This is a genomic window from Photobacterium sp. CCB-ST2H9 (assembly GCF_023151555.2).
Taxonomy (GTDB): domain Bacteria; phylum Pseudomonadota; class Gammaproteobacteria; order Enterobacterales; family Vibrionaceae; genus Photobacterium.
This window is the reverse complement of sequence record NZ_CP100425.1, coordinates 2,325,879-2,347,895: the sequence shown is the minus strand read 5'-3', so window position 1 is coordinate 2,347,895 and position 22,017 is coordinate 2,325,879. Positions and strand designations below refer to the sequence as shown.

The 22,017-nt window shown below is 50.9% G+C and carries 22 protein-coding genes; 17 read left to right on the top strand and 5 right to left on the bottom strand.

Annotation, left to right across the window (positions count from 1 at the left end; translation table 11 throughout):
* The 5 genes from L4174_RS10915 to L4174_RS10895 form a co-directional block, all read right to left on the bottom strand.
* Positions 1–1,506: an inactive transglutaminase family protein gene (locus L4174_RS10915; RefSeq protein ID WP_248140857.1), complete on the bottom strand. Its 1,506-nt coding sequence runs from the start codon at positions 1,504–1,506 to the stop codon at positions 1–3.
* 103 nt (positions 1,507–1,609) lie between these two features.
* Positions 1,610–2,365, bottom strand: a complete 756-nt coding sequence (locus L4174_RS10910) for an ATP-dependent zinc protease (RefSeq protein WP_371929406.1) — start codon at positions 2,363–2,365, stop codon at positions 1,610–1,612.
* A gap of 102 nt (positions 2,366–2,467) precedes the next feature.
* Positions 2,468–3,442: a tRNA 5-methoxyuridine(34)/uridine 5-oxyacetic acid(34) synthase CmoB gene (gene cmoB, locus L4174_RS10905; RefSeq protein ID WP_248140854.1), complete on the bottom strand. Its 975-nt coding sequence runs from the start codon at positions 3,440–3,442 to the stop codon at positions 2,468–2,470.
* A 32-nt stretch (positions 3,443–3,474) separates the two neighbouring features.
* Positions 3,475–4,203 (bottom strand): carboxy-S-adenosyl-L-methionine synthase CmoA, encoded by a 729-nt coding sequence (gene cmoA, locus L4174_RS10900; RefSeq protein WP_248140852.1) that lies wholly within the window; start codon positions 4,201–4,203, stop codon positions 3,475–3,477.
* Between the two features lie 201 nt (positions 4,204–4,404).
* Positions 4,405–5,277, bottom strand: a complete 873-nt coding sequence (locus L4174_RS10895; protein WP_248140851.1) for a DUF72 domain-containing protein — start codon at positions 5,275–5,277, stop codon at positions 4,405–4,407.
* Positions 5,278–5,576: 299 nt separating this feature from the next.
* On the opposite strand from L4174_RS10895, the gene aspS reads away from it, so the two are divergent.
* The 17 genes from aspS to ybgF all read left to right on the top strand — a co-directional run bounded on the left by aspS (position 5,577) and on the right by ybgF (position 21,950).
* A complete protein-coding gene (gene aspS, locus L4174_RS10890) occupies positions 5,577–7,364 on the top strand; it encodes an aspartate--tRNA ligase (protein ID WP_248140849.1) in 1,788 nt (595 codons plus the stop codon).
* Between the two features lie 195 nt (positions 7,365–7,559).
* Positions 7,560–8,303 carry a YebC/PmpR family DNA-binding transcriptional regulator gene (locus L4174_RS10885; RefSeq protein ID WP_248140847.1) on the top strand — a complete coding sequence of 248 codons (744 nt, stop codon included), beginning with the start codon at positions 7,560–7,562 and terminating at the stop codon, positions 8,301–8,303.
* Between the two features lie 5 nt (positions 8,304–8,308).
* Positions 8,309–8,830, top strand: coding sequence for a crossover junction endodeoxyribonuclease RuvC (ruvC, locus tag L4174_RS10880; protein WP_248140846.1), 522 nt, complete (start codon positions 8,309–8,311; stop codon positions 8,828–8,830).
* A 173-nt stretch (positions 8,831–9,003) separates the two neighbouring features.
* Positions 9,004–10,461: a methyl-accepting chemotaxis protein gene (locus L4174_RS10875; protein ID WP_248140845.1), complete on the top strand. Its 1,458-nt coding sequence runs from the start codon at positions 9,004–9,006 to the stop codon at positions 10,459–10,461.
* Between the two features lie 102 nt (positions 10,462–10,563).
* Positions 10,564–11,184 carry a Holliday junction branch migration protein RuvA gene (gene ruvA / locus L4174_RS10870; RefSeq protein WP_248140844.1) on the top strand — a complete coding sequence of 207 codons (621 nt, stop codon included), beginning with the start codon at positions 10,564–10,566 and terminating at the stop codon, positions 11,182–11,184.
* Between the two features lie 14 nt (positions 11,185–11,198).
* Positions 11,199–12,212: a Holliday junction branch migration DNA helicase RuvB gene (ruvB, locus tag L4174_RS10865; protein WP_248140843.1), complete on the top strand. Its 1,014-nt coding sequence runs from the start codon at positions 11,199–11,201 to the stop codon at positions 12,210–12,212.
* Positions 12,213–13,255: 1,043 nt separating this feature from the next.
* Positions 13,256–14,839, top strand: a complete 1,584-nt coding sequence (gene cydA / locus L4174_RS10860; RefSeq protein ID WP_248140842.1) for a cytochrome ubiquinol oxidase subunit I — start codon at positions 13,256–13,258, stop codon at positions 14,837–14,839.
* A gap of 25 nt (positions 14,840–14,864) precedes the next feature.
* Entirely contained in the window at positions 14,865–16,001 is a 1,137-nt protein-coding gene (gene cydB / locus L4174_RS10855; RefSeq protein WP_248140841.1) for a cytochrome d ubiquinol oxidase subunit II, read from the top strand.
* An 11-nt stretch (positions 16,002–16,012) separates the two neighbouring features.
* Positions 16,013–16,135, top strand: a complete 123-nt coding sequence (gene cydX, locus L4174_RS10850; RefSeq protein ID WP_248140839.1) for a cytochrome bd-I oxidase subunit CydX — start codon at positions 16,013–16,015, stop codon at positions 16,133–16,135.
* Entirely contained in the window at positions 16,125–16,430 is a 306-nt protein-coding gene (gene ybgE, locus L4174_RS10845; RefSeq protein ID WP_248140838.1) for a cyd operon protein YbgE, read from the top strand. Before cydX ends, ybgE begins: the two co-directional genes overlap by 11 nt.
* Before the next feature lie 226 nt (positions 16,431–16,656).
* Entirely contained in the window at positions 16,657–17,061 is a 405-nt protein-coding gene (gene ybgC, locus L4174_RS10840; RefSeq protein WP_248140836.1) for a tol-pal system-associated acyl-CoA thioesterase, read from the top strand.
* The gene (gene tolQ / locus L4174_RS10835; RefSeq protein ID WP_248140834.1) at positions 17,062–17,748 is read left to right on the top strand and encodes a protein TolQ; all 687 of its coding nucleotides are present in this window, start codon (positions 17,062–17,064) and stop codon (positions 17,746–17,748) included.
* A 5-nt stretch (positions 17,749–17,753) separates the two neighbouring features.
* Positions 17,754–18,203, top strand: a complete 450-nt coding sequence (tolR, locus tag L4174_RS10830; protein WP_248140832.1) for a protein TolR — start codon at positions 17,754–17,756, stop codon at positions 18,201–18,203.
* Between the two features lie 8 nt (positions 18,204–18,211).
* Complete coding sequence (gene tolA, locus L4174_RS10825) at positions 18,212–19,258, top strand: cell envelope integrity protein TolA (RefSeq protein WP_248140830.1); 1,047 nt, start codon at positions 18,212–18,214, stop codon at positions 19,256–19,258.
* Positions 19,259–19,271: 13 nt separating this feature from the next.
* Positions 19,272–20,618 carry a Tol-Pal system beta propeller repeat protein TolB gene (gene tolB, locus L4174_RS10820; protein ID WP_248140828.1) on the top strand — a complete coding sequence of 449 codons (1,347 nt, stop codon included), beginning with the start codon at positions 19,272–19,274 and terminating at the stop codon, positions 20,616–20,618.
* A gap of 36 nt (positions 20,619–20,654) precedes the next feature.
* Positions 20,655–21,185, top strand: a complete 531-nt coding sequence (gene pal, locus L4174_RS10815; RefSeq protein WP_248140826.1) for a peptidoglycan-associated lipoprotein Pal — start codon at positions 20,655–20,657, stop codon at positions 21,183–21,185.
* A gap of 15 nt (positions 21,186–21,200) precedes the next feature.
* Complete coding sequence (gene ybgF, locus L4174_RS10810; RefSeq protein ID WP_248140824.1) at positions 21,201–21,950, top strand: tol-pal system protein YbgF; 750 nt, start codon at positions 21,201–21,203, stop codon at positions 21,948–21,950.
* Positions 21,951–22,017: the final 67 nt, after the last annotated feature.

The following is a 22,017-nucleotide window of genomic DNA, read 5'->3' as shown; positions in this document are numbered from 1 at the left end:
TTAATCCTCCGCCAGCGGCTTAAAGCGGCGCAGTTCGCTGAGGCGGTAGCCGGTGTAGTTACCCAGCATGAGGATCAGAGCCATCACAATGAGTTGCAGACCGATAAAGTTGAAGGTCAGGTGGCGGATCAGGTCATTGGTCATCGCGACATAGACAATAATCGCGGTCAGCAGCGAGCCGCCGCCCTGAATCAGCACTTCTTTTGCCCCTTCTTCCTCCCACAGAATGGACATCCGTTCGATGGTCCATGACAGGATGATCATCGGGAAGAAGGTAATAGTCAGGCCTTCCACCAGGCCGATCTTAAAGGCCACGACAGTGAAAATAGAGATGATCAGTATAACCGATACAATGACCGCAGATATCCGGGCGACAAGCAGTAAGTTCAGCCGCGAGAGATAACCCCGGATGATCAGACCGGTGCCGACGATCAGCAGGAAGCCCAGAACACCAGTCACCAGCTGTGTCTGCACGAAGGCGACAGCAATCAGTACCGGCATGAAGGTTCCCGATGTTTTCAGACCGACAATAATTCGCAAGAACACCACGATCAGAGCGCCAATCGGCACCAGCATGATGGTTTTGAACATCGCCTGTTCTTCAATCGGCAGACTGTGAATGGAGAAGTTCAGCAGATCTTCCGCCTGTATTTTTTCCCGGGTGGCCTGCTGAGGCGTAATATCCTGAGAAATAATTGAAAAACTGATATTGGAATTGCGTCCGCCAATCACATCTAGCAGGGAGTGGCCTTGCTGGTTCCAGACCAGCACATCATTGGGTTTGCCTTCCTGCCCGGTGTGTGGGTCAAACAGGTGCCATTTTTCGCCACCCCAGACTTCAACCATCGGTGTGATGCTCTGACGTCTGCGGCCATCTTCAAGCTGTAAGCCGCCCACCAGACGGGCATGAATGCCTTCCATGGAAAGCAAAAAAACAACCACGTTTTCTTTCTTGAAAGAATTCAGCAGCAGTGAGGCGTTCTGGTTATTTCTGTCATTCAGCTGTTTGAGGATTTCACGGGTCAGGGTCAGGTTATCTGCCGACAATGCCTTGGCCTGAGTCAGAATGGCCGTTGCAGCGGTTTCCTGAGGGCTGTCCAGACTGGGGGATTCCGGTGCGCCTTTGGGTTTGTCGGAAGAGAAGGTGGCCAGAGGGTCGACCAGCATTTGGGTTTTATAATAAAGCACTTGCCGGCCTGAAGCCTGGCGAATGGACCATTCGGCGCGGCGGCCCTGATCGGTATCAATTAAAGCGACACCATAGCCGGGAGAAGAGGTGCTTTCATCAATCTGGGTGAAGCCTTTCTGGGTTTCCGGGGCAGCCATGGAAACTTTGACGGCCTTACCAATGGCGTCAAATTCAATGCGCGCCTCCAGCTCCCACAGGGCTCGTTTTTCACCTGGAGTCCATGGCACACCATAGACATCATGACGGTAAAGGCTCAGTGCGGCGCCGGCAATGACGAGCAAGGTAATGAGAAAATAAAACGGAACTCTTGACGACATGACAACCTCTGAATATGAATATTTTTCCCTTTGTTGGTTGAATCAGCAAAGTGATGAATATGAAAATGGGGCAGTAACCAGGTTATGCCCCAACGGAATGCGATTATCGTCCCTGTACAAATTGTTTACCGACGTCAACTAATGCCACGTCTTTAAAGAACTCCCGGCCCAGTAATACCGGATAGGTCATCTGTGTTCTGTCTGCCAGAGTAAATTGAGCTTTCTCATGCAATTTACCCAGCTTCAGCCACATTTCTACCACCGGGCGGCGCTCTGAATCATCGGCAGAGGACTGTCGGATTTTGACCCAGCGAATGACTGGCGCTTCGACAATCTGGTCGGCAGGCTGATTCTCTTCACCGCTATGACTGAGGTTGAAGCGGGCCCATTGTTTGCCGTCACGCTCAAACACCTGGATATCCAGGGCATTGATTGAAGAGGTGGTCGCGCCAGTGTCTACCCTTGCTTTAAAAAAGGATTGTACTGAATCCAGCCAGACCCATTCCTCTTCACCCAGAATGACTTTTCCATGGGCAGTTTTTGGATCGATGTCGATAGAATTTTGTGGTACTGGCACTATTTTTTTCTCAACAATCACTTCAGGTTTAGGGGGTGGCACAGAAGTTACTTTATTCAGTTCTTCTGACATTGATGATAGCTCTTTTTCTAACTTAGCAATGTTTTCATTTTGTTCATTAATTTGTTGTGACATGCGGTTCAGACGGAAATGTACATTGGTTTCCATCATCTCAATCGCTGTCAGTGTATTGGTGTCCCGTCGATTAACCTGTTCTGTCTTGAGCATTGAGCAGCCGGAAAGAAAGGTCAATGCAATCAAAGTCGCGCCACGGCCAAGCATTCGCACTCCCGCAAAAATTGTATAGTCTTTTATAAGTTTTTCTTTAGGGGGCCGTAGTTTAGCGCACAAAAAAGGATGCGGGTAGCACCCTTTTGTTAACCTTCAGTCAGGATTTGTTGCAACAAGGACCGCACGGCGGGGGGCTGGATAGCCCTCGATCGTTTTTGAGGAATCTTGCGGGTCTAAATATTCAGGGAGTGAATTATTTGTCATCCAGTCCGTCGAGCGCTGCTCATCTGTGGTGGTGATATTTTCATCCACAATTTTGACGTCAACAAAGCCGGTTTTTTCCAGCCAGACCTTCAGAGCCTTTGCAGACGGGAAAAAGTAGACGTTATGCATTTGTGCATACCGGTGTGCAGGAACCAGTACAGCATTTTCGTCTCCTTCAATCACCAGCGTTTCCAGAACCAGCTCACCGCCCTGACGCAGCTGGTTTTTCAGCTGAAGCAGATGATCCAGCGGAGAGCGGCGGTGATACAACACGCCCATGGAGAAAACGGTATCAAACGCTTTCAGCTCAGGCAGTTGTTCAATCCCTAAAGGAAGCAGGTAGGCTCGTTCATCCTGTCCCATCAGGCGCTTCATCGCTTCAAACTGGATCAGGAACAGATTGGACGGGTCGATCCCCACGGTCAGGGCTGCACCTTCGCCCAGCATACGCCACATGTGATAGCCGTTGCCGCAGCCGACATCCAGCACTTTCCGGTGTTTCAGCGGGGAGATGTGGGGCAGGACACGATCCCATTTCCAGTCGGAACGCCATTCGGTATCAATGTGGATGCCGTGGATATGGTACGGACCTTTCCGCCATGGATGAAGGAGGCGCAGCAGGCTTTCCAGGCGTTTTTTCTCACCATCGGCAACCGGAATTTCGTTGTCCACACTGACCCGGGTTTTCAGGTCGATTAAATCCGGCTTATCGGTCGGAAATTTTTTCAGTGCCCGTATCCAGCGACCCATGTCACCGTGCTGGGCTGCTTCCCAGTCCGACAGTTGCTGCGGTAAAACATTCAGCCAGGGACGCAGTTGCTCGTCGTTGGCCAGTAAACGGTAAAATTCAGAAAAGCTAAACATGGGGCGAAACAGGACCTTCAGATGAATTGACGTTACTTAATGGCAAACATAGAGCCAAAGTTGAAGCACTGGAACCAGACTTCCACACTGCTGAAGCCGATGTCAGTCAGACGGGCCCGGTGTGTCGGAATGCTGTCAGGACGCATAACATTTTCAATGGCGCTGCGTTTCTGGCTGATCTCCAGTTCGCTGTATCCATTGGCACGTTTAAAATCGTGATGCAGGTCGATCAGCAGTTCATGAGCCTGACTGTCTTCAAAAACATACTTTTCCGACAGAATCAAAATCCCGCCCGGACGCAGACCGGCATAGATTTTTTCCAGAAGCTGCCGGCGGTCTTCCGGAACCAGAAACTGCAGCGTGAAGTTCAGCACCACAACGGATGCATTGTGAATATCCACATCCCGGATATCAGCTTCAATAATTTCAACCGGGGTTTCGGAACGATAGGCGTTCACATGCAGACGGCACCGCTCAACCATGGCAGGCGAGTTGTCGACGCCAATGATTTTGCAGCCGGACTGGCTGAGATGACGGCGCATCGACAGGGTTGCAGCGCCCAGCGAGCACCCCAGGTCATACACGTTGGAATCCGGTGTGGCAAAACGCTCAGCCAGCATGCCAATGGCAGAGATGATATTGCTGTAGCCCGGCACGGAGCGCTGGATCATATCCGGGAATACTTCGGCGACTCGCTCGTCAAAGGTAAAATCACCCAGCTTGTCAATCGGGGCGGCGAACAGATTGTCGTGGCCTGCCATTGTCCTTACCTCACATTCATTACCAGAACATCGGGGATTCCATACTCCCGCAGAACGTCGGACGGGGTAGCCAGTCGGCGTTCTTTGCTGTGCAGAGGGTCCCTCTCCAGCTGAAAAGGCGCGTATTGTAGATAAAATCATGCCTTTTGTCTTGCGATTTGGTTCGATGGCGGTCGGTGCCCAGGTCGGAACGAGCGGTGTTCACAGCAGTGTTCCCTGATCGCCGCCTTCGGGCAGCTTGAGCTCAGGCAGCATCGTGTTGAGGGGCATCTGCTGCCGAAGTTGCCGGTACAACCGGACCGCCAGTTCAGGGGCAAAGTCATTGTCCGGCGTATGAATAAAGAGATAGGGCTGTTTGCCTTCATTCAGCCATAGCGCCAGTCGCTGCAGCCAGTTGGCAAAGAAGGCATCATTCTCGGCCAGTTCGGGGTGGCCGATAAAGCGCACGACCGGGTGATGTCCGGTAGCGATGGCATGAACCGGGACTTTTGGCTTTTTCTGATGCGCATCGATAACGGCTTCAGTGGTTGGCGGGGCGGAAAAGACCGGCCGGGTATCCATCATGATGCGGTTTGCCTGGTGTTCTAGCAGCAGGCGGTTCAGGGCTTTTTCGTCTTCACCTTTGGCAAAGAATGCCAGATGGCGGACTTCGACCCCAACCGGCATATCCTGAGGAAGCTGTTTGAGAAATGCGGAAAGTGCAGGCAGTTCAGCCGGTCCGAAGCTGGCGGGCAGCTGAATTTTCCAGATCCCGGTTTTTTCAGCCACCGGTGCCATCACCTGGAAAAATTCGCTCAGCTGGCTCTGACAGTGCATCAGCTTATATTGATGAGTGATGGTTTTGGGCAGCTTGAAGGTGAAACGGAAGTCTTCAGGAGTCGCCTGATGCCAGTTCACAACAGTGGCTGGTTTCGGCGTGGCGTAGAAGGTGGTATTGCCTTCTACGGTCGAAAAGGTTTCTGCATACCGGCTCAGCCGTTCGGTTGAAGGGCAGCCGCGACCGTATAAGCTGCGCTGCCAGGGGGCGTGAGACCACATGGCCATGCCGATTCTGAGCGGAGAGGAAAAGTCCATTACGAAACCTTGCTGTACGTCTTTAGAGGGAATCAAATCGTTTTCTGGCTGCATTGTGGAGAATATCCCGTCATCCGGTCAACCATATGGCTGTGAATTAGGCTATTTTGCTTGATTTCAGCCTGAGGTTTTCCCTACAGTGGGATTTTTCATTTATAATGCCTCGTTATTTTGTTCCGGGCGTTAAATCCTCCGATTGTGGTGAGGAAATCACGGCCGGAATTGGCACAGTTGGTGTCTGTCATTCTCTTTTGCAGACGGACACACAGGATTGAAAGTAAACAGATCGGGAAATTCTTATGCGCACCCAATATTGTGGTCACCTGAACAAGTCCCATGCGGGACAAACCGTGGAGCTTTGCGGCTGGGTAAACCGCCGTCGTGATTTAGGCGGTCTTATTTTTATTGATATGCGAGATCGCGAAGGCATTGTTCAGGTAGTGGTTGACCCGGATATGAAAGATATCTTCGAGGTTGCGAACCATCTGCGTCATGAATTTTGTATCCGTCTGACCGGTGAAGTCCGTCTGCGTCCGGACAGCCAGATCAACAAAGACATGGCGACCGGTGAAGTGGAAGTGATTGCCAAAGGTCTGGAAATCATCAACCGTTCCGATGTTCTGCCGCTGGATTTCAATCAGAAGAACACTGAAGAGCAGCGTCTGAAGTATCGTTATCTGGACCTGCGTCGTCCGGAAATGAGTGACCGCATCAAGCTGCGCGCGAAAGCCTCAAGTTTTGTGCGTCGTTTCCTCGATGAGAACGGTTTCCTGGATATAGAAACGCCGGTTCTGACAAAAGCAACGCCAGAAGGTGCCCGTGACTACCTGGTGCCGAGCCGTGTTCATAAAGGCAGCTTCTATGCACTGCCTCAGTCGCCTCAGTTGTTCAAACAGCTGCTGATGATGTCTGGTTTCGACCGTTACTACCAGATCGTGAAATGTTTCCGTGATGAAGACCTGCGTGCTGACCGTCAGCCGGAATTCACTCAGATCGATATCGAAACGTCTTTCATGAGTGCGGAAGAAGTGCGCGCCGTCACTGAAAAAATGATCAAAGACATGTGGCAGGAACTGCTGAATGTTGATCTGGGCGCGTTCCCGATCATGAAGTATGAAGAAGCCATGCGCCGTTACGGTTCTGATAAACCTGACCTGCGTAACCCAATGGAACTGGTCGATGTAGCGGATCTGCTGAAAGATGTGGATTTCAAAGTGTTCTCCGGTCCGGCAAATGATGAAAAAGGCCGTGTTGCAGCACTGCGTGTCCCTGGCGGTGCAGCGCTGACACGTAAGCAAATCGACGAATACACTGCGTTCGTGGCTATCTACGGCGCGAAAGGTCTGGCATGGCTGAAAGTGAACGATCTGAGCGCGGGCATGGAAGGCATTCAGTCTCCGGTTGCGAAATTCCTGACAGAAGAGATCATCCACGCCATCATCGAACGTACAGGTGCACAATCTGGCGATATCATTCTGTTCGGTGCAGATAAAGCGAACGTAGTGGCCGAAGCCATTGGTGCGCTGCGCCTGAAACTGGGTAAAGACCTGGGTATCACGAATGAGTCTGCATGGGCGCCGCTGTGGGTGGTTGACTTCCCGATGTTTGAAGAAGATGACGAAGGGAACCTGCATGCGATGCACCACCCGTTCACTTCACCACTGGGTGTGACGGCTGAAGAGCTGGCTGCAAATCCGGCAGCGGCAAACTCGAATGCCTACGATATGGTGATTAACGGTTATGAAGTGGGCGGCGGTTCAGTCCGTATCCACAATGCAGATATGCAGGCGGCTGTGTTCAACATTCTGGGTATTGATGCAGCAGAACAGCAACTGAAATTCGGCTTCCTGCTGGATGCACTGAAATTCGGTACGCCGCCGCATGCGGGTCTGGCGTTCGGTCTGGACCGTCTGGTGATGCTGCTGTGCGGTACAGAAAACATCCGTGACGTGATTGCTTTCCCGAAAACCACGGCGGCAGCGTGTCTGATGACCGACGCACCAAGCCTGGCGAATCCGGCGGCGCTGGAAGAACTGGCCATTGCAGTGAAAGTTGCGGCGAAAGACGCAGAAAAAGCTGAAGCCTGATCGGCTTATTCCGGGCTGGCTGTTCTGCCAGCCCGATCACTCTTCAAGACATTGTATTTTAAACTTCATACCATCACATGAACGATTTCACACCGTGTTCTGAACAGTGATCAACGCCTCCCGGTGACATGATTCCGGGAAACAACCTCAAAGTACATTCGTTCCCTTCGGGGAGCAGACAATCGGAGAATTGTTATGGCAGGTCATAGTAAATGGGCCAACATCAAACACCGTAAAGCAGCACAAGACGCGAAACGCGGTAAAATCTTCACAAAATTAATCCGGGAAATTGTGGTCGCTGCCAAAGAAGGCGGACCGGAAGCCGAAAGTAACCCGCGCCTGCGTGCTGCAGTCGATAAAGCACTCTCAAATAATATGACCCGCGACACCATTAATCGTGCCATCAGTCGTGGTGCGGGTGGCGAGGGTGACGATAACGTTGAAACCGTGATTTATGAAGGTTACGGCCCGGGCGGTACTGCTGTCATGGTGGAGTGTATGACGGACAACCGTAACCGGACTGTTTCCGGGGTTCGCCATGCATTCAGTAAAGCTGGTGGCAATCTGGGTACGGATGGAAGCGTCAGCTATCTCTTTGATAAAAAAGGTGTGATTTCATACGCGCCGGGGCTGGATGAAGATGCAGTCATGGAAGCAGCACTGGAAGGTGGTGCGGATGACGTGGAAAGTAACGATGACGGCTCCATTGATGTTTACACCACACCGGCAGATTTTGGTGCCGTGAAAGACGCACTCGACAGTGCCGGTTTTGAAGCGCAGAACGCTGAAGTGACGCTGGTCCCGTCGACCAAAGCCGATCTGGATGCAGAAACCGCACCGAAACTCCTGCGTCTGATTGATGTGCTTGAAGATCTGGACGATGTGCAGGAGGTATACCATAACGGTGATATCTCCGATGAGGTGGCAGCGCAGCTGTAAGTCAGATGGCTATTATTTTAGGGATTGACCCCGGCTCCAGAATTACCGGTTATGGTGTGATTCGTCAGGTGGGCAGACAACTGGAATATCTGGGCAGCGGTTGCATTCGTACCAGCTGTGAGGATATTCCGGGGCGCTTGCATCAGATTTATGCCGGAGTTACCGAAGTGATCACTCAGTTCCGTCCGGATGCCTTTGCGATTGAAGAAGTCTTCATGGGCAAGAACGCCAGTTCAGCGCTGAAGCTTGGGCAGGCGCGGGGCAGTGCGATTGTGGCAGCGGTGAACGCGCATTTGCCGGTAAACGAATATGCGGCGCGCCTGATCAAACAGGCGGTCGTCGGCAAGGGCAGTGCGGATAAAGTCCAGGTGCAGCACATGGTCTGCCATATGCTGAAACTGCCCGGCAAACCCCAGGCGGACGCAGCGGATGCACTGGCTGTGGCAATTTGTCATGCGCATACCTACAAAACGCTGGCCGCAATGGCTGGGCAAGCAACCGGATCCCGTCGGGGCCGGTACAGATAGTACCGGACGTTTATCCAAATCCGGCGGATATCCTTTCAGGGTATTCGTTGTGTAGAACAGATCAAAAAAAGCAGCTTAGTGCTGCTTTTTTCTTTGTTACTTCCTTGTTAGCTGGAATATAGTGGTCGGAGCTCTGTTGAAGCTCTAATAAAAACAAAGACAAGGATAACCTCATGTCCCCAGTCGCATTCTGGCGTGGTCTGTTCCTTCCCTCATCGGAAGAGTGGCAAGGCGAACAGGCCCGCTTGGTTGATACCCTGCTATTTTTCACCCTCATCTCTTTTTTTGTTGGTCTCTACAGCTGGATAAAATGGGCCAGTCATTCGCACACCAGTCTGGTGATGACCTCGGTGACGCTCATTGGCTGTGAAATTTGTGCCGGCCTGATTGTCCGGTGGCTGAAACAGGTTGAGTTGGCAATTAATGTCGGCTTTCTTGGCATGGTGATTCACGCCGTCAATATTGTGTATCAGAGCGGTGGTCTTGTGGTATCGACCCAGGCGTTCTGGATGCCATTACTGATCGTTGCCTTTTTTCTGGCCGCAAGGCCGGTAACGGCGATGGTCTGGAGTGCCGTGGTTGTGCTGATTTCGGCCTGGATGGTCAAAGAACATCTGGCGGGGCATGATTTTCCGCATCTTGTGCTGACGCCAGCCGCGGAGCAACTGGAGACCTGGTCCGGGCTGCTGTTGCCGCTGGTCGTGATCGGGATTGCGCAGTCTTTTACCGTGCGGCAGCGTGAAGCGGCACTGACGAAGTCCTTTGAGGCTGAACGGGCCAGTTATTCACTGGCTGAGCAGGCAAAACACGGTGAACAGGCGCTGGCGGATATCATGACCCGAGCCAGTGATAATGCCGGTCAGCTGGCTCAGGTGTCGGAAGAGCTGGAAGCGCAGTCGGATGTCCTTCACGGTCAGGTGAAAGACCTCAATCAGAATTGTCTGTCTCAGGCCAGTGCTGCCGAGCAGATGAGTCAGCAACTTGAACAAATGACCGAGAGTCTGGATGAGTCGGATCGATTCGTGATTGAGCTCAGGCAGAAAAGTAAAACGATTGAACAGCAGGCACAAAACAGTTCTGCGTCGCTGGAGGCGTCAACAGATGCCATTGCACGAATTCAGAACAGTAATAATGAAGTGATGATGGCTGCGGATCTGATTACCGCGGTTGCGGAGCAAACCAACCTGCTGGCGCTGAATGCTGCAATTGAAGCGGCGCGTGCCGGAGAATTCGGCCGTGGTTTTGCTGTGGTGGCGGATGAAGTCCGTAAACTTTCGGCAAAGAGTAATGCGTCAGCGACGGAAATCAGAGGATTACTTGAAAAAAGCAAAACGGAAGTTGAGCTGGGGCAGAAAGTCATTCATGCCACTGCAACTGAACTGGGCCGGATTATCACGGAGATCACCGGGCTGTCTGATGATGTCAATCAGCTGGCAGAGACGCTGGGTGGTCAGGTTCAGTCGTTAAAAGAGCTTAACCAAACGAGCACTGATGTGGCGCAAAGTGTGGTTCAAACCAATCAGGTGTCTGATCAGGTTGCATTGCAGGGCGCAGAGCTGACCCGCCGGGTTGAAACCCTGAAAGGACTGGCTGACAGTCTGAATGCACTGGTCTCCCGCCAGACAGTTTGAGGTGCGCCACTAATCTCATTGCTGCACCGATAAAGGGCTGGATATCCATCCAGCACTTGATTATCCTAGGGCCAATTTTGTTTGCGAGATAGAGGCAAGGCAGTGATTGGCCGATTACGTGGAATCATCATAGAAAAACAGCCACCGGAAGTGGTGATTGAAGCCGGTGGTCTCGGATACGAAGTCCAGATGCCGATGAGCTGCTTTTACGAGTTGCCGGAGCCGGGAAAGGAAGTGACGATCGCCACACATTTTGTGGTGCGTGAAGATGCCCAGCTGCTGTACGGCTTTAATAAGAAAAGCGAACGCGATCTGTTTCGGGAAGTGATTAAGGCCAATGGTGTCGGTCCGAAACTGGGACTGGCGATTCTGTCTGCCATGACAGCCAGTCAGTTTGTACTGTGTGTTGAAAATGAAGATGTGACGACGCTGGTGAAAATTCCGGGTGTGGGTAAGAAAACAGCCGAGCGCCTGCTGGTTGAGATGAAAGATCGTCTCAAAGGCTGGGGTGAGGGTGATTTGTTTACACCTGCACTGGATACGGCTGCCAGCCAGGCTCAGCCAATGGTATCGGCGCAGAACCGTGCCGAGGATGAAGCGGTGAGTGCACTGGTTGCATTGGGCTATAAACCACAGATGGCCTCGAAAGTTGTGGCTCAGGTTGCACAGGAAGGCATGCAGAGTGAAACGATAATCCGTGAAGCTTTGCGTTCCATGGTGTAATTGAGTGAGGCGTTATGATAGAAGCTGACCGTCTGGTTTCCGGTAATTACCCCCTGAATAAAGAAGAGGAGGTGATTGACCGCGCCATCCGTCCGAAGCTGCTTCAGGATTATCAAGGACAGGATCATGTTCGCAGCCAGATGGAGATCTTTATTCAGGCTGCGAAACTGCGTTCTGAGGCGCTGGACCACCTGTTGATCTTTGGTCCGCCCGGGCTGGGTAAAACGACGCTGGCAAACATTGTCGCGAATGAAATGGGCGTGAGTATCCGGACGACTTCCGGCCCTGTGCTTGAAAAAGCGGGGGATCTGGCTGCTTTGCTGACCAACCTTGAAGAAAATGACGTGCTGTTTATCGATGAGATCCACCGCCTCAGCCCTCAGGTTGAAGAAGTGCTGTATCCGGCGATGGAAGATTATCAGCTCGATATCATGATTGGTGAAGGACCGGCAGCGCGTTCCATTAAGATTGATCTGCCCCCTTTTACGCTGGTCGGTGCGACCACAAGAGCGGGTTCTCTGACGTCACCGTTGCGGGATCGTTTCGGAATCACCCAGCGTCTGGAATACTACAAAGTTGCTGATTTGCAGGACATTGTTCAGCGCAGTGCGAATTGTCTCGGCCTGTCGATGGTGACTGAAGGTGCGCTTGAGATAGCACGGCGTTCCCGGGGCACACCGCGGATTGCCAACCGGCTTCTGCGTCGGGTTCGGGACTATGCCGAGGTGAAAGGAAACGGCCATATCAGTGCGGACATCGCAAGTCAGGCGCTGGATATGCTGGATGTCGACAGCAGCGGCTTTGATTACATGGACCGAAAGTTGCTCATGGCTATTATCGATAAGTTCATGGGGGGCCCGGTGGGTCTCGATAACTTGGCTGCCGCGATTGGTGAAGAGCGGGATACCATTGAAGATGTGCTGGAGCCTTATCTGATTCAGCAGGGGTATCTGCAACGCACTCCGAGAGGGAGAATTGCGACGCAGCGCGCTTACCTTCACTTCGGGCTGGATTTGCCTGAGAGCTGAAAATCCGGGATCATCAAATGTTAAAAACGGAGCCGCAAGGCTCCGTTTTTGTTTGTTTTTTATCCGGGCATTGTTGGGTTTAAGCGCAAAATCCGGTGAGGATTTTTAACATTTGCGTGAAGGGGAGCGGCTGACTGGCACATGCGAGTCTGGACTGAGGCTGGATGCGGGGTCGTTGCATGTCAAAATTTGCGGCTTATGACGGATAAATCGGATCACCAGCAGAAGCATGTTTGACCCAGCGCATTGTTTAAAATGCGAGCAAGGTCTACGTGATTACACATGAAAATGTTAATAACAAAGTGGCTTGAAATGCTTTCAGGACATCAATACTGGCTGCATCTGCTGGTGTTACATTCGGTGGATGGTTGGTGGTGAAGTGTATTCATCATTAAAAAAAACTAATCTGAAAGTTTTGTGCTGTGGATTTTAAATACGTTGTATTAGCACTTGTTTTGATAAAGAGGGAGCAATAGTTATGCAATCAATCCATGGCTGTTTTACTGAGAAATTTTACGTGAATTTCTCTGGTTTTTGGCGCCGAGTTGATGTGAATAATTTTGCGGAAAATCGTGTTTTATTGCTGAAAAGTCACATTTTTTTAAAGTGTTATCTACACCGCTATGCAATGATGAAAAGTTTGATCTATCGCAAGGTAAAGCTGATTTTATGCCATTTAAATCGTCTGTTGTTTTGCGGGTTCATGCGTTTTTTTACAAATATCTTTGAACCTCAACAATGAAGTCAGTAGTATGAGTTACAGCTTGGGGAGTTATGGTTTTACATTAAAATCAATAATTCGAAACAAGCCTGCAACATCTGTGAAATCCCCTGAAGGGCTGCCGGATGAGGGTTCAGGATCACGCAGGTATTTAGGCTGGAAATTTTTGCGAAGCCTTACGATGAGTATTGCGCGGTATAATTAATAGTCTGGGAATGCTGTCATTTTCAGCAGGTGAAAACGGCCAGCACGAGAGCTATCCGGGCGTACTCTATCTACAATGTCGTACGTTACCAGCTGACTGGTGACTTAAGGAGTTATCATGTTTGATATCGTCGAACTATCGCGGTTACAGTTCGCAATGACTGCGATGTACCACTTTTTGTTCGTCCCTCTGACTTTAGGCATGGCGTTCCTGCTTGCCATCATGGAGTCTGTGTATGTGATGACAGGAAAGCAGATCTATAAGGACATGACCAAGTTCTGGGGTAAGCTTTTTGCCATCAACTTTGCACTGGGTGTGGCGACAGGTCTCACCATGGAATTTCAGTTCGGTACGAACTGGGCCTACTACTCTCATTACGTCGGTGATATCTTCGGCGCCCCTCTGGCCATTGAAGCGCTCATTGCCTTTTTCCTTGAATCCACTTTTGTCGGCCTGTTTTTCTTCGGTTGGGATCGCCTGACCAAACGTCAGCACCTGGTGGTCACCTGGCTGGTTGCACTGGGCTCAAACTTCTCCGCACTGTGGATTCTGGTTGCAAATGGCTGGATGCAAAACCCGGTCGGTGCAGAGTTCAACTTTGAAACCATGCGTATGGAAATGGTGAGCTTTGCTGAAGTTGTCTTCAACCCTGTTGCTCAGGTGAAATTTGTTCACACTGTCGCATCTGGTTATGTCACCGGTGCTATGTTTGTTCTGGGTATCAGCTCCTACTACATGCTGAAAGGCCGTGATATTCCGTTTGCACGACGTTCTTTCGCGATCGCAGCTTCTTTCGGTATGGCATCGATTCTGTCTGTGATCGTGCTGGGTGATGAGTCCGGTTATGAGCTGGGTGACGTCCAGAAAGCCAAACTGGCAGCGATTGAAGCCGAATGGAACACAGAAGAAGCGCCGGCAGCCTTTACACTGTTTGGTATTCCGAATCAGGAAACCATGCACACAGATTATGCGATTAAAATTCCGTACGTGATGGGGATTATCGCAACGCGCTCTATCGACACCGAAGTGACGGGTCTTCGTGATCTGAAAGATGAGCACGAAGTGCGTATCCGTAACGGGATGGTCGCGTATGGTCTGCTTGAAAAACTGCGCGCTGGTGACAAATCGCCGGAAAACATTGCAGCCTTCGATGAAGTGAAAAAAGACCTGGGTTACGGCCTGCTGCTGAAGCCGTATACAGATAAAGTTGTTGATGCAACTGAGGAAGACATTGCCAACGCTGCGGCTGACTCATTGCCGACCGTATGGCCGCTGTTCTGGAGCTTCCGAATCATGGTGGCCTGTGGCTTTATCATGCTGGGTGTGTTTGGTGCTGCCTTTATTCAGACCTGCCGTCACAAAATTACCGAGAAAAAATGGGTACTTCGTGCGGCACTTTACTCGATTCCACTGCCTTGGATCGCTGTTGAAGCCGGTTGGTTTGTCGCAGAGTACGGTCGTCAGCCATGGGCAGTCGGTGAAATTCTGCCAACCAGTATGGCCGCTTCTAATCTGGCAGCATCGGATATCCTGACGTCAATGGCCGCGATTATTACGCTGTACACCTGTTTCCTGGTCGCGGAAGTGTATCTGATGCTGAAATTTGCTCGTCTGGGTCCAAGCAGCCTGAAAACCGGCCGTTACCATTTTGAGCAGAATCCAGCGCCGTATGATTTGACTGAAAATCCGGTCATGAAGTAATCAGTGTCGGACAGGAGAATAATAAATGTTTGATTATGAAATGTTACGTCTGATCTGGTGGCTGCTGATCGGTGTGCTGTGCATCGGTTTTGCAGTGACGGATGGTTTTGATATGGGGGTTGGTGTTCTGACCAATGTGATCGGTAAAACTGATACCGAGCGCCGTATCATGATTAACTCGATTGCCCCTCACTGGGACGGTAACCAGGTTTGGTTAATTACTGCAGGTGGTGCGCTGTTCGCAGCTTGGCCACTGGTGTATGCGACAGCTTTCTCAGGGTTCTATCTGGCGATGCTTGTCACCCTGGCGGCATTGTGGCTGCGTCCGATTGGTTTTGACTATCGCTCAAAAATTGAAGATCCGAAATGGCGGAACCTGTGGGACCGCGCCATCTTCATTGGCAGTCTGGTACCGCCTGTGATCTTTGGTGTGGCCTTCGGAAACCTGCTGCAGGGCGTGCCTTTTGTCCTGAGTGATTTGCTGATTCCAACCTACAAAGGATCATTCTTTGCACTGCTGAATCCTTTTGCGTTGCTGTGCGGTGTGGTCAGCCTGGCCATGATCATCACGCAGGGTGCGGTTTATCTGCAGATGAAAACCAAAGATGAACTGCACACCCGTTCTCGCAATGTTGCTTCAATTACGGCATTGATGACCATGGTTGCTTTCATTCTGGCGGGATTCTGGGCGAAAAACCTTGAAGGCTATGTTGTCGTGACTGACCTGGTCAGAGATGCGGCATCCAACCCGCTGAACAAAGAAGTTCTGCGTAAAACGGGCGCCCTGATGGATAATTTCAATGCACAGCCGCTGCTGTGGCTGGCGCCGGCACTGGGTATTGTGATGCCATTGCTGACTGTCCTGGCTTCCCGTATGGAGCGTGCCGGTTTTGCGTTCCTGTTCTCCAGTCTGACCATGGCGGGCATCATCCTGACCTTTGGTTTTGCCATGTTCCCGTTCATCATGCCATCCAGCGAGATTCCGTCACATAGCCTGACAATGTGGGATGCAACGTCCAGTGAGTTGACGCTGAAGATTATGACCGGCGTTGCCTTTGTGATGGTGCCAATCATCCTGGGCTACACCTGCTGGTGTTATTACAAAATGTTTGGTCGTCTCGATAAGCAGTTTATCGAAGACAACAAGAATTCACTGTACTAAGGAGGCTTACAATGTGGTATTTCGCCTGGATTCTGGGAGTCCTGTTAGCCTGTTCATTTGGCATCATCAATGCGCTGTGGCTGGAAACGACAGAGAACATGGATGCGAATGATGAGTCAGATATTGAGTCATAGGATTGATCTGTGGGTCAAGAACAGCCATGCGTGGCTGGCCTGCAGTCCGCTTCGGTTGCTTGCCCTGGTGATGGGGCTGGCTACCGGCGGTTTGGTGATGTGGGACCCGGTGCTGTTTGCACGTGAGATTGGCGGTTTTGGTCCAGTCGTTTCACCTGCGCTGATCTGGTCTTGCTGTACTGCTATGATTTTTGGCGTCGGTTTTGTGCCGCGCCGGTGGTACTGGCAGGTACTGTTCAGCCCCTATATTGCCTTACCTGTACTGGCCGTGATCCTCTGGCTTCGTCTGAGCTGAAGCAAAATTGTTGTCCATGATACGGCCCGCTTTCATTGCGGGCCGTATTTTTTATGCCCTGAGAAATTAATAAAATTCCATCAGGGTCAAAAATTGAAAGGAAATTAAGCCGGGGAAGGGCTGAGAGTTTCATTCTGTAAATTAACTCCGGTATAGTTACCGCTGAAAATTTTTCTCAGACGTCATAATTTTGGCGTCCAACATGCATCATCACAGTGGTATTCGGATGACGGAAGAAAACGCCTTTGAGTGGCCTATTACCATCTATATCGAAGATACGGACACTGGCGGGATTGTTTATCATGCCAACTATCTCAAGTTCTTTGAGCGAAGCAGAACTGAACTTTTCAGAAGCTTCGGAGTCAGCTTACAGGACATGCTGGACCAGGGTTACAGCTTTGTGGTCAGCCATATGGACATCAATTTCCTGAAAGGCGCACGATTAGACGATCAGCTCAAGGTTCGTACCTGGCCGCTCCAGGTGCGCCGCGCCTCGATCGAATTTTGTCAGGTTTTAGTAAACAATGAGGGGCAGTTCTTGTGTAAAGCCACTGTTCAGGTAGCCTGTGTCAACCCTCAAACAATGAAACCCATTGTGATACCAAAGAATATATTGTCGGAGATAGCCTAAGTGAGTGCTGAACTTTCTATTCTGGATTTGTTTTTGCAGGCGAGCCTGCTGGTCAAGATTGTGATGCTGATCCTGCTGGGCATGTCGGTCATCTCCTGGGCGCTGATTTTCAAGCGCTCTCAGGTCCTGTCTCAGGCAACGGCGAAAGCGGAACGTTTTGAAGACCGCTTCTGGTCAGGCATTGACTTGTCTCATCTGTTTCAGGAAGTACAAAGTCGCAAAGATAACCTGAGCGGAACTGAACAGATTTTTTACGCGGGTTTTAAAGAATTTGCCCGACTGCACCGGAATAACGGTAAAGCACCGGAATCCGTGATGGAAGGTGCCGGCCGTGCGATGCGTGTGTCTTTGTCCCGTGAAGTTGAAGACATGGAAACGCATCTGCCATTTTTGGCCACCGTTGGTTCTATCAGCCCATACATCGGTCTGTTCGGTACAGTGTGGGGGATTATGCATGCGTTTATTGCGCTGGGTGCGGTGAAGCAGGCTACCCTGTCGATGGTTGCACCGGGTATTGCCGAAGCGCTGGTTGCCACAGCTATGGGCCTGTTTGCTGCCATTCCGGCGGTCATGTTCTATAACCGTCTGTCGAACAAAGTTTCTAAGCTGGAACACAACTACGCGACTTTCATGGAAGAGTTTTCCAGTATCCTGCATCGCCAGGCGTTTGCTGCTAACCAGGAGTAAACACCATGGCAGCGTATCAACCGAAAAAACGGAAAATGACGGCTGAAATCAATGTGGTGCCTTACATTGATGTCATGCTGGTGCTGCTGATCATTTTTATGGTCACAGCGCCTTTCGTCACGCAGGGCGTTGATGTTGATTTACCAGCAACACATACGGCAAAAACAGCAGCAGAACTGGCTGGTGAAAATGACAGCGGCTCGCCCATCATTGTTGAAGTGGATAAAGACGGACAGCTGGGTCTGAGTGTCGATAACGGCGACATGATCCGGGGTCTGGCACTGACAGAACTACTGACCCGGGTGAAAGCAGAGTTGCAATTGAACCCGAAAACGCCGGTGATGGTTGGCGGTGATGCAAGAGTACCTTATTCAGCCATTATCGAAACACTGGATGCCTTAAATCAGGCGGGTGTTGGCTCTGTGGGACTCATGACAGAGCCGCTTGAGCAGTAGGGAAGTCAATGAAAAAAAACAACTACTCAGTTGCTATCATCGTTTCGTTATTTTTTCATGCTGTACTGATTGCTGCGTTGATTTGGGGGGCGGATTTTACCACATCGAAACCGAAACCCGCCGGGTCAACAATTCAGGCTGTGGTCGTCGATCCGGCACTGGTGAATCAGCAAGCCCGCAAGATCCGCGAGCAGCGTGACGCGGCGAAGAAGGCGGAAAAAGAGCGTTTAGAGCGTCTGGAACAACAGGCTGCAGCGCTTGAACAGCAACGTCAGGCTGAAGAAGAACGCCTGCGTAAATTGAGAGCCGACAAACTTCAGGCTGAAAAAGCTGCCCGTGAAGCGGATGCTGAACGTGAGCGGATTTCGCGCGAAAAAGCGAAAGCTGCCGAAGAGAAGCGTCAGGCGGACGAAGAAGCACGTGTCGCCCGTGAAGCTGCGAAGAAAGCCGAAGCTGAACGTCAGGTGAAACTCAAAGCGAAACAGGAAGCTGAAGAAGCGGCCCGTCAGGCTGAAATTGCTCGTCAGAAGAAAGTTGAAGAGCAAAAACGCGCTGAAGAGGCTGCCCGTAAAGCGGAAGAAGAGCGAAAAGCCAAATTAGCCGCGAAGAAGAAAGCGGAAGAAGCGGCCCGTAAAGCTGAAGCTGCCCGAAAGGAAGCTGAACGGAAGGCGAAAGAAGCAAAAGAGTTGCAGCGTCAGCAGGAGGCTGCACTCAATGATATGTTCGCTGGTCTGGAAGCGGAAAGTGAGCAGCGTGGCGGAGCGAAAGGGCAGTTTATTGCAGATGAAGCTGCTCGGTATGGTGAAATCTATAAACAGATGATTCAACAAAATCTGCTGACTGACCCGAGTTTTAACGGGAAAGAATGCAATTTGCAAATGCGCCTTTCGGCAAGCGGCTTGTTGCTGGATGTTGCGGATGTTGGCGGGGACAACAGTCTTTGTCGTGCCGCTAAAGCCGCTGTTGTGAAAGTCAGCCAGTTCCCGATGCCGGAGGATCCGGCTGTGGCGGAGAAAGTGCGATCAATTCGCTTAACCGTGAAGCCAGTAAGTTAAGAGGAAAGGCTAAATGAAACGTTGGATATTGGGCCTGTGCGCAGCCCTGCTCACGATGAGTCAATTAGCGCATGCTGAACTGGAACTGGTGATCACCGAAGGTGTTAACTCTGCCCGGCCTATAGGGATTATTCCGTTTCAGTGGGAAGGGAATGGTGCTGCACCGGTCGACATGGCTTCTGTAATTGCATCTGATTTGCGCCGCAGTGGTAAATTCAGCCCTGTCGCACCCAGCGAAATGCCGCAGACACCAGCGACAGATGCAGAGATTGATTACGCCGCATGGACAGCCATGGGTGTTGATGCCCTGGTGACAGGTTCAGTTTCGAAGAATGCCGACGGGAATTATGTCATCAACTACAAACTGATTGATGTGGTGCGCGGGCAACTGACAAATGGCGAAAGTCGCGGTCTGGAAAATGGCCAGCTGGTTCAGACCAGTGATCATATTTTGCTGCACAACCGTGCGACGGTCAGACTGAACCGTCTGCGCCAGTTCTCGCACCGTATCTCGGACGTGGTTTATGAGAAACTGACAGGCGAGAAAGGCGCGTTTCTGACGCGTATTGCCTACGTCGTGATTGACGATCGCTCAGACTATCCATACCAGCTGCGCATTTCTGATTACGATGGTTATAACGAGCAGCTGGTTCTGAAGTCGAAACAGCCATTAATGTCGCCATCCTGGTCTCCGGATGGGAATCAGCTGGCTTATGTCAGCTTTGAAAATCAGCAGTCCCAGATTTTTATTATGAATATTACAAATGGGACCCGGGAAATGGTCGCCTCATTCCCAAGACACAATGGCTCTCCTCGATTCTCGCCAGATGGCAGGAAGCTGGCCATGGTTCTGTCAAAAAGCGGGAGTTTGCAGGTCTACGTGATGGATTTGCAGACGAAGAAGATGAAACAGGTGACTGACGGACGAGCGAACAACACTGAAGCGTTTTGGGATCCAAGCGGTCAATCGATGATCTTCACGTCAGACAGAGGTGGTAAACCTCAGATATATCGAGTAAATTTAGCTGACGGTTCGACTGAGCGTCTGACATGGCAGGGATCGCAAAACCTCGGTGGTCAGCTGACTCCGGATGGGCGTTATTTGGTGATGGTGCACAGATCGGATTCTGGCTACAACATTGCTAAACAGGATTTGAAAACTGGTGCGTTGCAGATTCTGACCAAGACTTTCCTGGATGAATCTCCAAGCATTGCGCCGAACGGTGGGATGGTTATCTACAGTTCGGTAAATAACAAGTCTAACGAATTGTCTCTGGTGTCTATTGATGGGCGTTTCAAAGCCCGTTTGCCAGCCACCAGTGGTCGAGTTAGGGCACCATCTTGGGGACCGTTTTTATAAGGTTCACCGCAATAAAGCGATATATAAGGAAAAATAATGCAACTGAATAAAGTTTTAAAGGGTTTGGCAATTGCGCTGCCAATGTTTACTCTGGCTGCTTGTAGCTCTACTGAAAGTACTGACAGCTCTGCAGCTCAAACGAACGCTGGTGCGACGACTGGTACAGAGACTACTGTTGTAACTCCTGTAGATTCTGGTTCAGCGGCTATGTCAGAGCAGGAAGTTCGCAACCAGCAGTTGCGTCAAGAGCAAACTATCTACTTCCAGTTTGATAATGCAGAAATTCAGGACAGCTACCAGGAAATGCTGGAAGCACACGCTGATTACCTGCGTAACCACAGCGATGTGAAAATTGTTGTCGAAGGTCACGCCGATGAGCGTGGTACACCTGAGTACAACATCGCTCTGGGTGAGCGCCGTGCAAATGCAGTTGCTAAATACCTGCAAGCACTGGGTGTTTCTGCAAGCCAGATTTCAATCGTAAGTTACGGTGAAGAGAAGCCGCTGGTACTGGGCCACACTGATGCCGATTACGCGAAGAACCGTCGTTCGGTTCTGGTTTACTAATGAAAGGCCATTAAGATGAACAGTAACATGATGCGAAACATCGCATTAACGTTGCTGATTGGTGCGGCGACCCCAGTGGTCGCCGCACCTGCTCCTGTTACAGAGCTGAATTCAGGCTCCTCTGGCAGTGAAAGCAGTCTGCAACGTTTGGAACGTATGTTTGAAGCGCGTAGCCAGATGCAACTGGAGATGCAGCGTCAACTTGATGAACTGTCCCGTGAAGTCGGTGAACTGCGCGGTATGGTTGAACGAAATAGCTATGATATGAAGCAGATGCTGGAACGTCAGCGTGAGCTATATCGTGAAATTGACAAACTGAGCCGTGAGCAACCGGCGAAAGCAAAAGACGACCAGGCAGAGACGGCTGGCGGCGAGTCTTATGCAGCGAATGCTGATGAGAATTCTGCCTATGACCAGGCCGTGAATCTGATCCTTAAAGAAAAGGATTATGCCGGAGCGATTACTGCGTTTAACGAATTCCTGTCAGCTTATCCAGAATCTGTCTATGCAGCGAACGCGCATTACTGGTTGGGGCAGCTGTATTTCACTCAGAACAAATTGTCTGAGGCAAAATCGCATTTCCAGTCGGTCGCCAATTACAAAGATTCGAATAAGCGTGGTGATGCGCTGCTGAAGATGGGCGTCCTGGCTGAACGTGAGAAAAAGCCGGAAGAGGCGAAAAAACTGTATCAGCAGGTAATTGCAGAATACCCGAATACGGCCACTTCCCAACAGGCGACAAAGAGCCTGAAATCACTGAAGTAAACCTCCTGCATTCAGTCAGATGAATATCTTCGCCATCAATCCAGTGACGCTTTGGGTTGATGGTGAG

Excerpts from the sequence above, each read along its gene's own strand:
- ruvC (WP_248140846.1), top strand. The coding sequence starts at position 8,309 with ATGGCTATTATTTTAGGGATTGACCCCGGCTCCAGAATTACCGGTTAT.
- L4174_RS10915 (WP_248140857.1), bottom strand. The coding sequence starts at position 1,506 with ATGTCGTCAAGAGTTCCGTTTTATTTTCTCATTACCTTGCTCGTCATT.
- aspS (WP_248140849.1), top strand. The coding sequence starts at position 5,577 with ATGCGCACCCAATATTGTGGTCACCTGAACAAGTCCCATGCGGGACAA.
- cmoA (WP_248140852.1), bottom strand. The coding sequence starts at position 4,203 with ATGGCAGGCCACGACAATCTGTTCGCCGCCCCGATTGACAAGCTGGGT.
- ybgC (WP_248140836.1), top strand. The coding sequence starts at position 16,657 with ATGACGGAAGAAAACGCCTTTGAGTGGCCTATTACCATCTATATCGAA.
- tolA (WP_248140830.1), top strand. The coding sequence starts at position 18,212 with ATGAAAAAAAACAACTACTCAGTTGCTATCATCGTTTCGTTATTTTTT.
- L4174_RS10885 (WP_248140847.1), top strand. The coding sequence starts at position 7,560 with ATGGCAGGTCATAGTAAATGGGCCAACATCAAACACCGTAAAGCAGCA.
- cydX (WP_248140839.1), top strand. The coding sequence starts at position 16,013 with ATGTGGTATTTCGCCTGGATTCTGGGAGTCCTGTTAGCCTGTTCATTT.
- pal (WP_248140826.1), top strand. The coding sequence starts at position 20,655 with ATGCAACTGAATAAAGTTTTAAAGGGTTTGGCAATTGCGCTGCCAATG.
- tolR (WP_248140832.1), top strand. The coding sequence starts at position 17,754 with ATGGCAGCGTATCAACCGAAAAAACGGAAAATGACGGCTGAAATCAAT.
- ruvB (WP_248140843.1), top strand. The coding sequence starts at position 11,199 with ATGATAGAAGCTGACCGTCTGGTTTCCGGTAATTACCCCCTGAATAAA.
- L4174_RS10895 (WP_248140851.1), bottom strand. The coding sequence starts at position 5,277 with ATGGACTTTTCCTCTCCGCTCAGAATCGGCATGGCCATGTGGTCTCAC.
- cmoB (WP_248140854.1), bottom strand. The coding sequence starts at position 3,442 with ATGTTTAGCTTTTCTGAATTTTACCGTTTACTGGCCAACGACGAGCAA.
- ybgF (WP_248140824.1), top strand. The coding sequence starts at position 21,201 with ATGAACAGTAACATGATGCGAAACATCGCATTAACGTTGCTGATTGGT.
- tolB (WP_248140828.1), top strand. The coding sequence starts at position 19,272 with ATGAAACGTTGGATATTGGGCCTGTGCGCAGCCCTGCTCACGATGAGT.
- L4174_RS10875 (WP_248140845.1), top strand. The coding sequence starts at position 9,004 with ATGTCCCCAGTCGCATTCTGGCGTGGTCTGTTCCTTCCCTCATCGGAA.
- cydA (WP_248140842.1), top strand. The coding sequence starts at position 13,256 with ATGTTTGATATCGTCGAACTATCGCGGTTACAGTTCGCAATGACTGCG.
- cydB (WP_248140841.1), top strand. The coding sequence starts at position 14,865 with ATGTTTGATTATGAAATGTTACGTCTGATCTGGTGGCTGCTGATCGGT.
- L4174_RS10910 (WP_371929406.1), bottom strand. The coding sequence starts at position 2,365 with ATGCTTGGCCGTGGCGCGACTTTGATTGCATTGACCTTTCTTTCCGGC.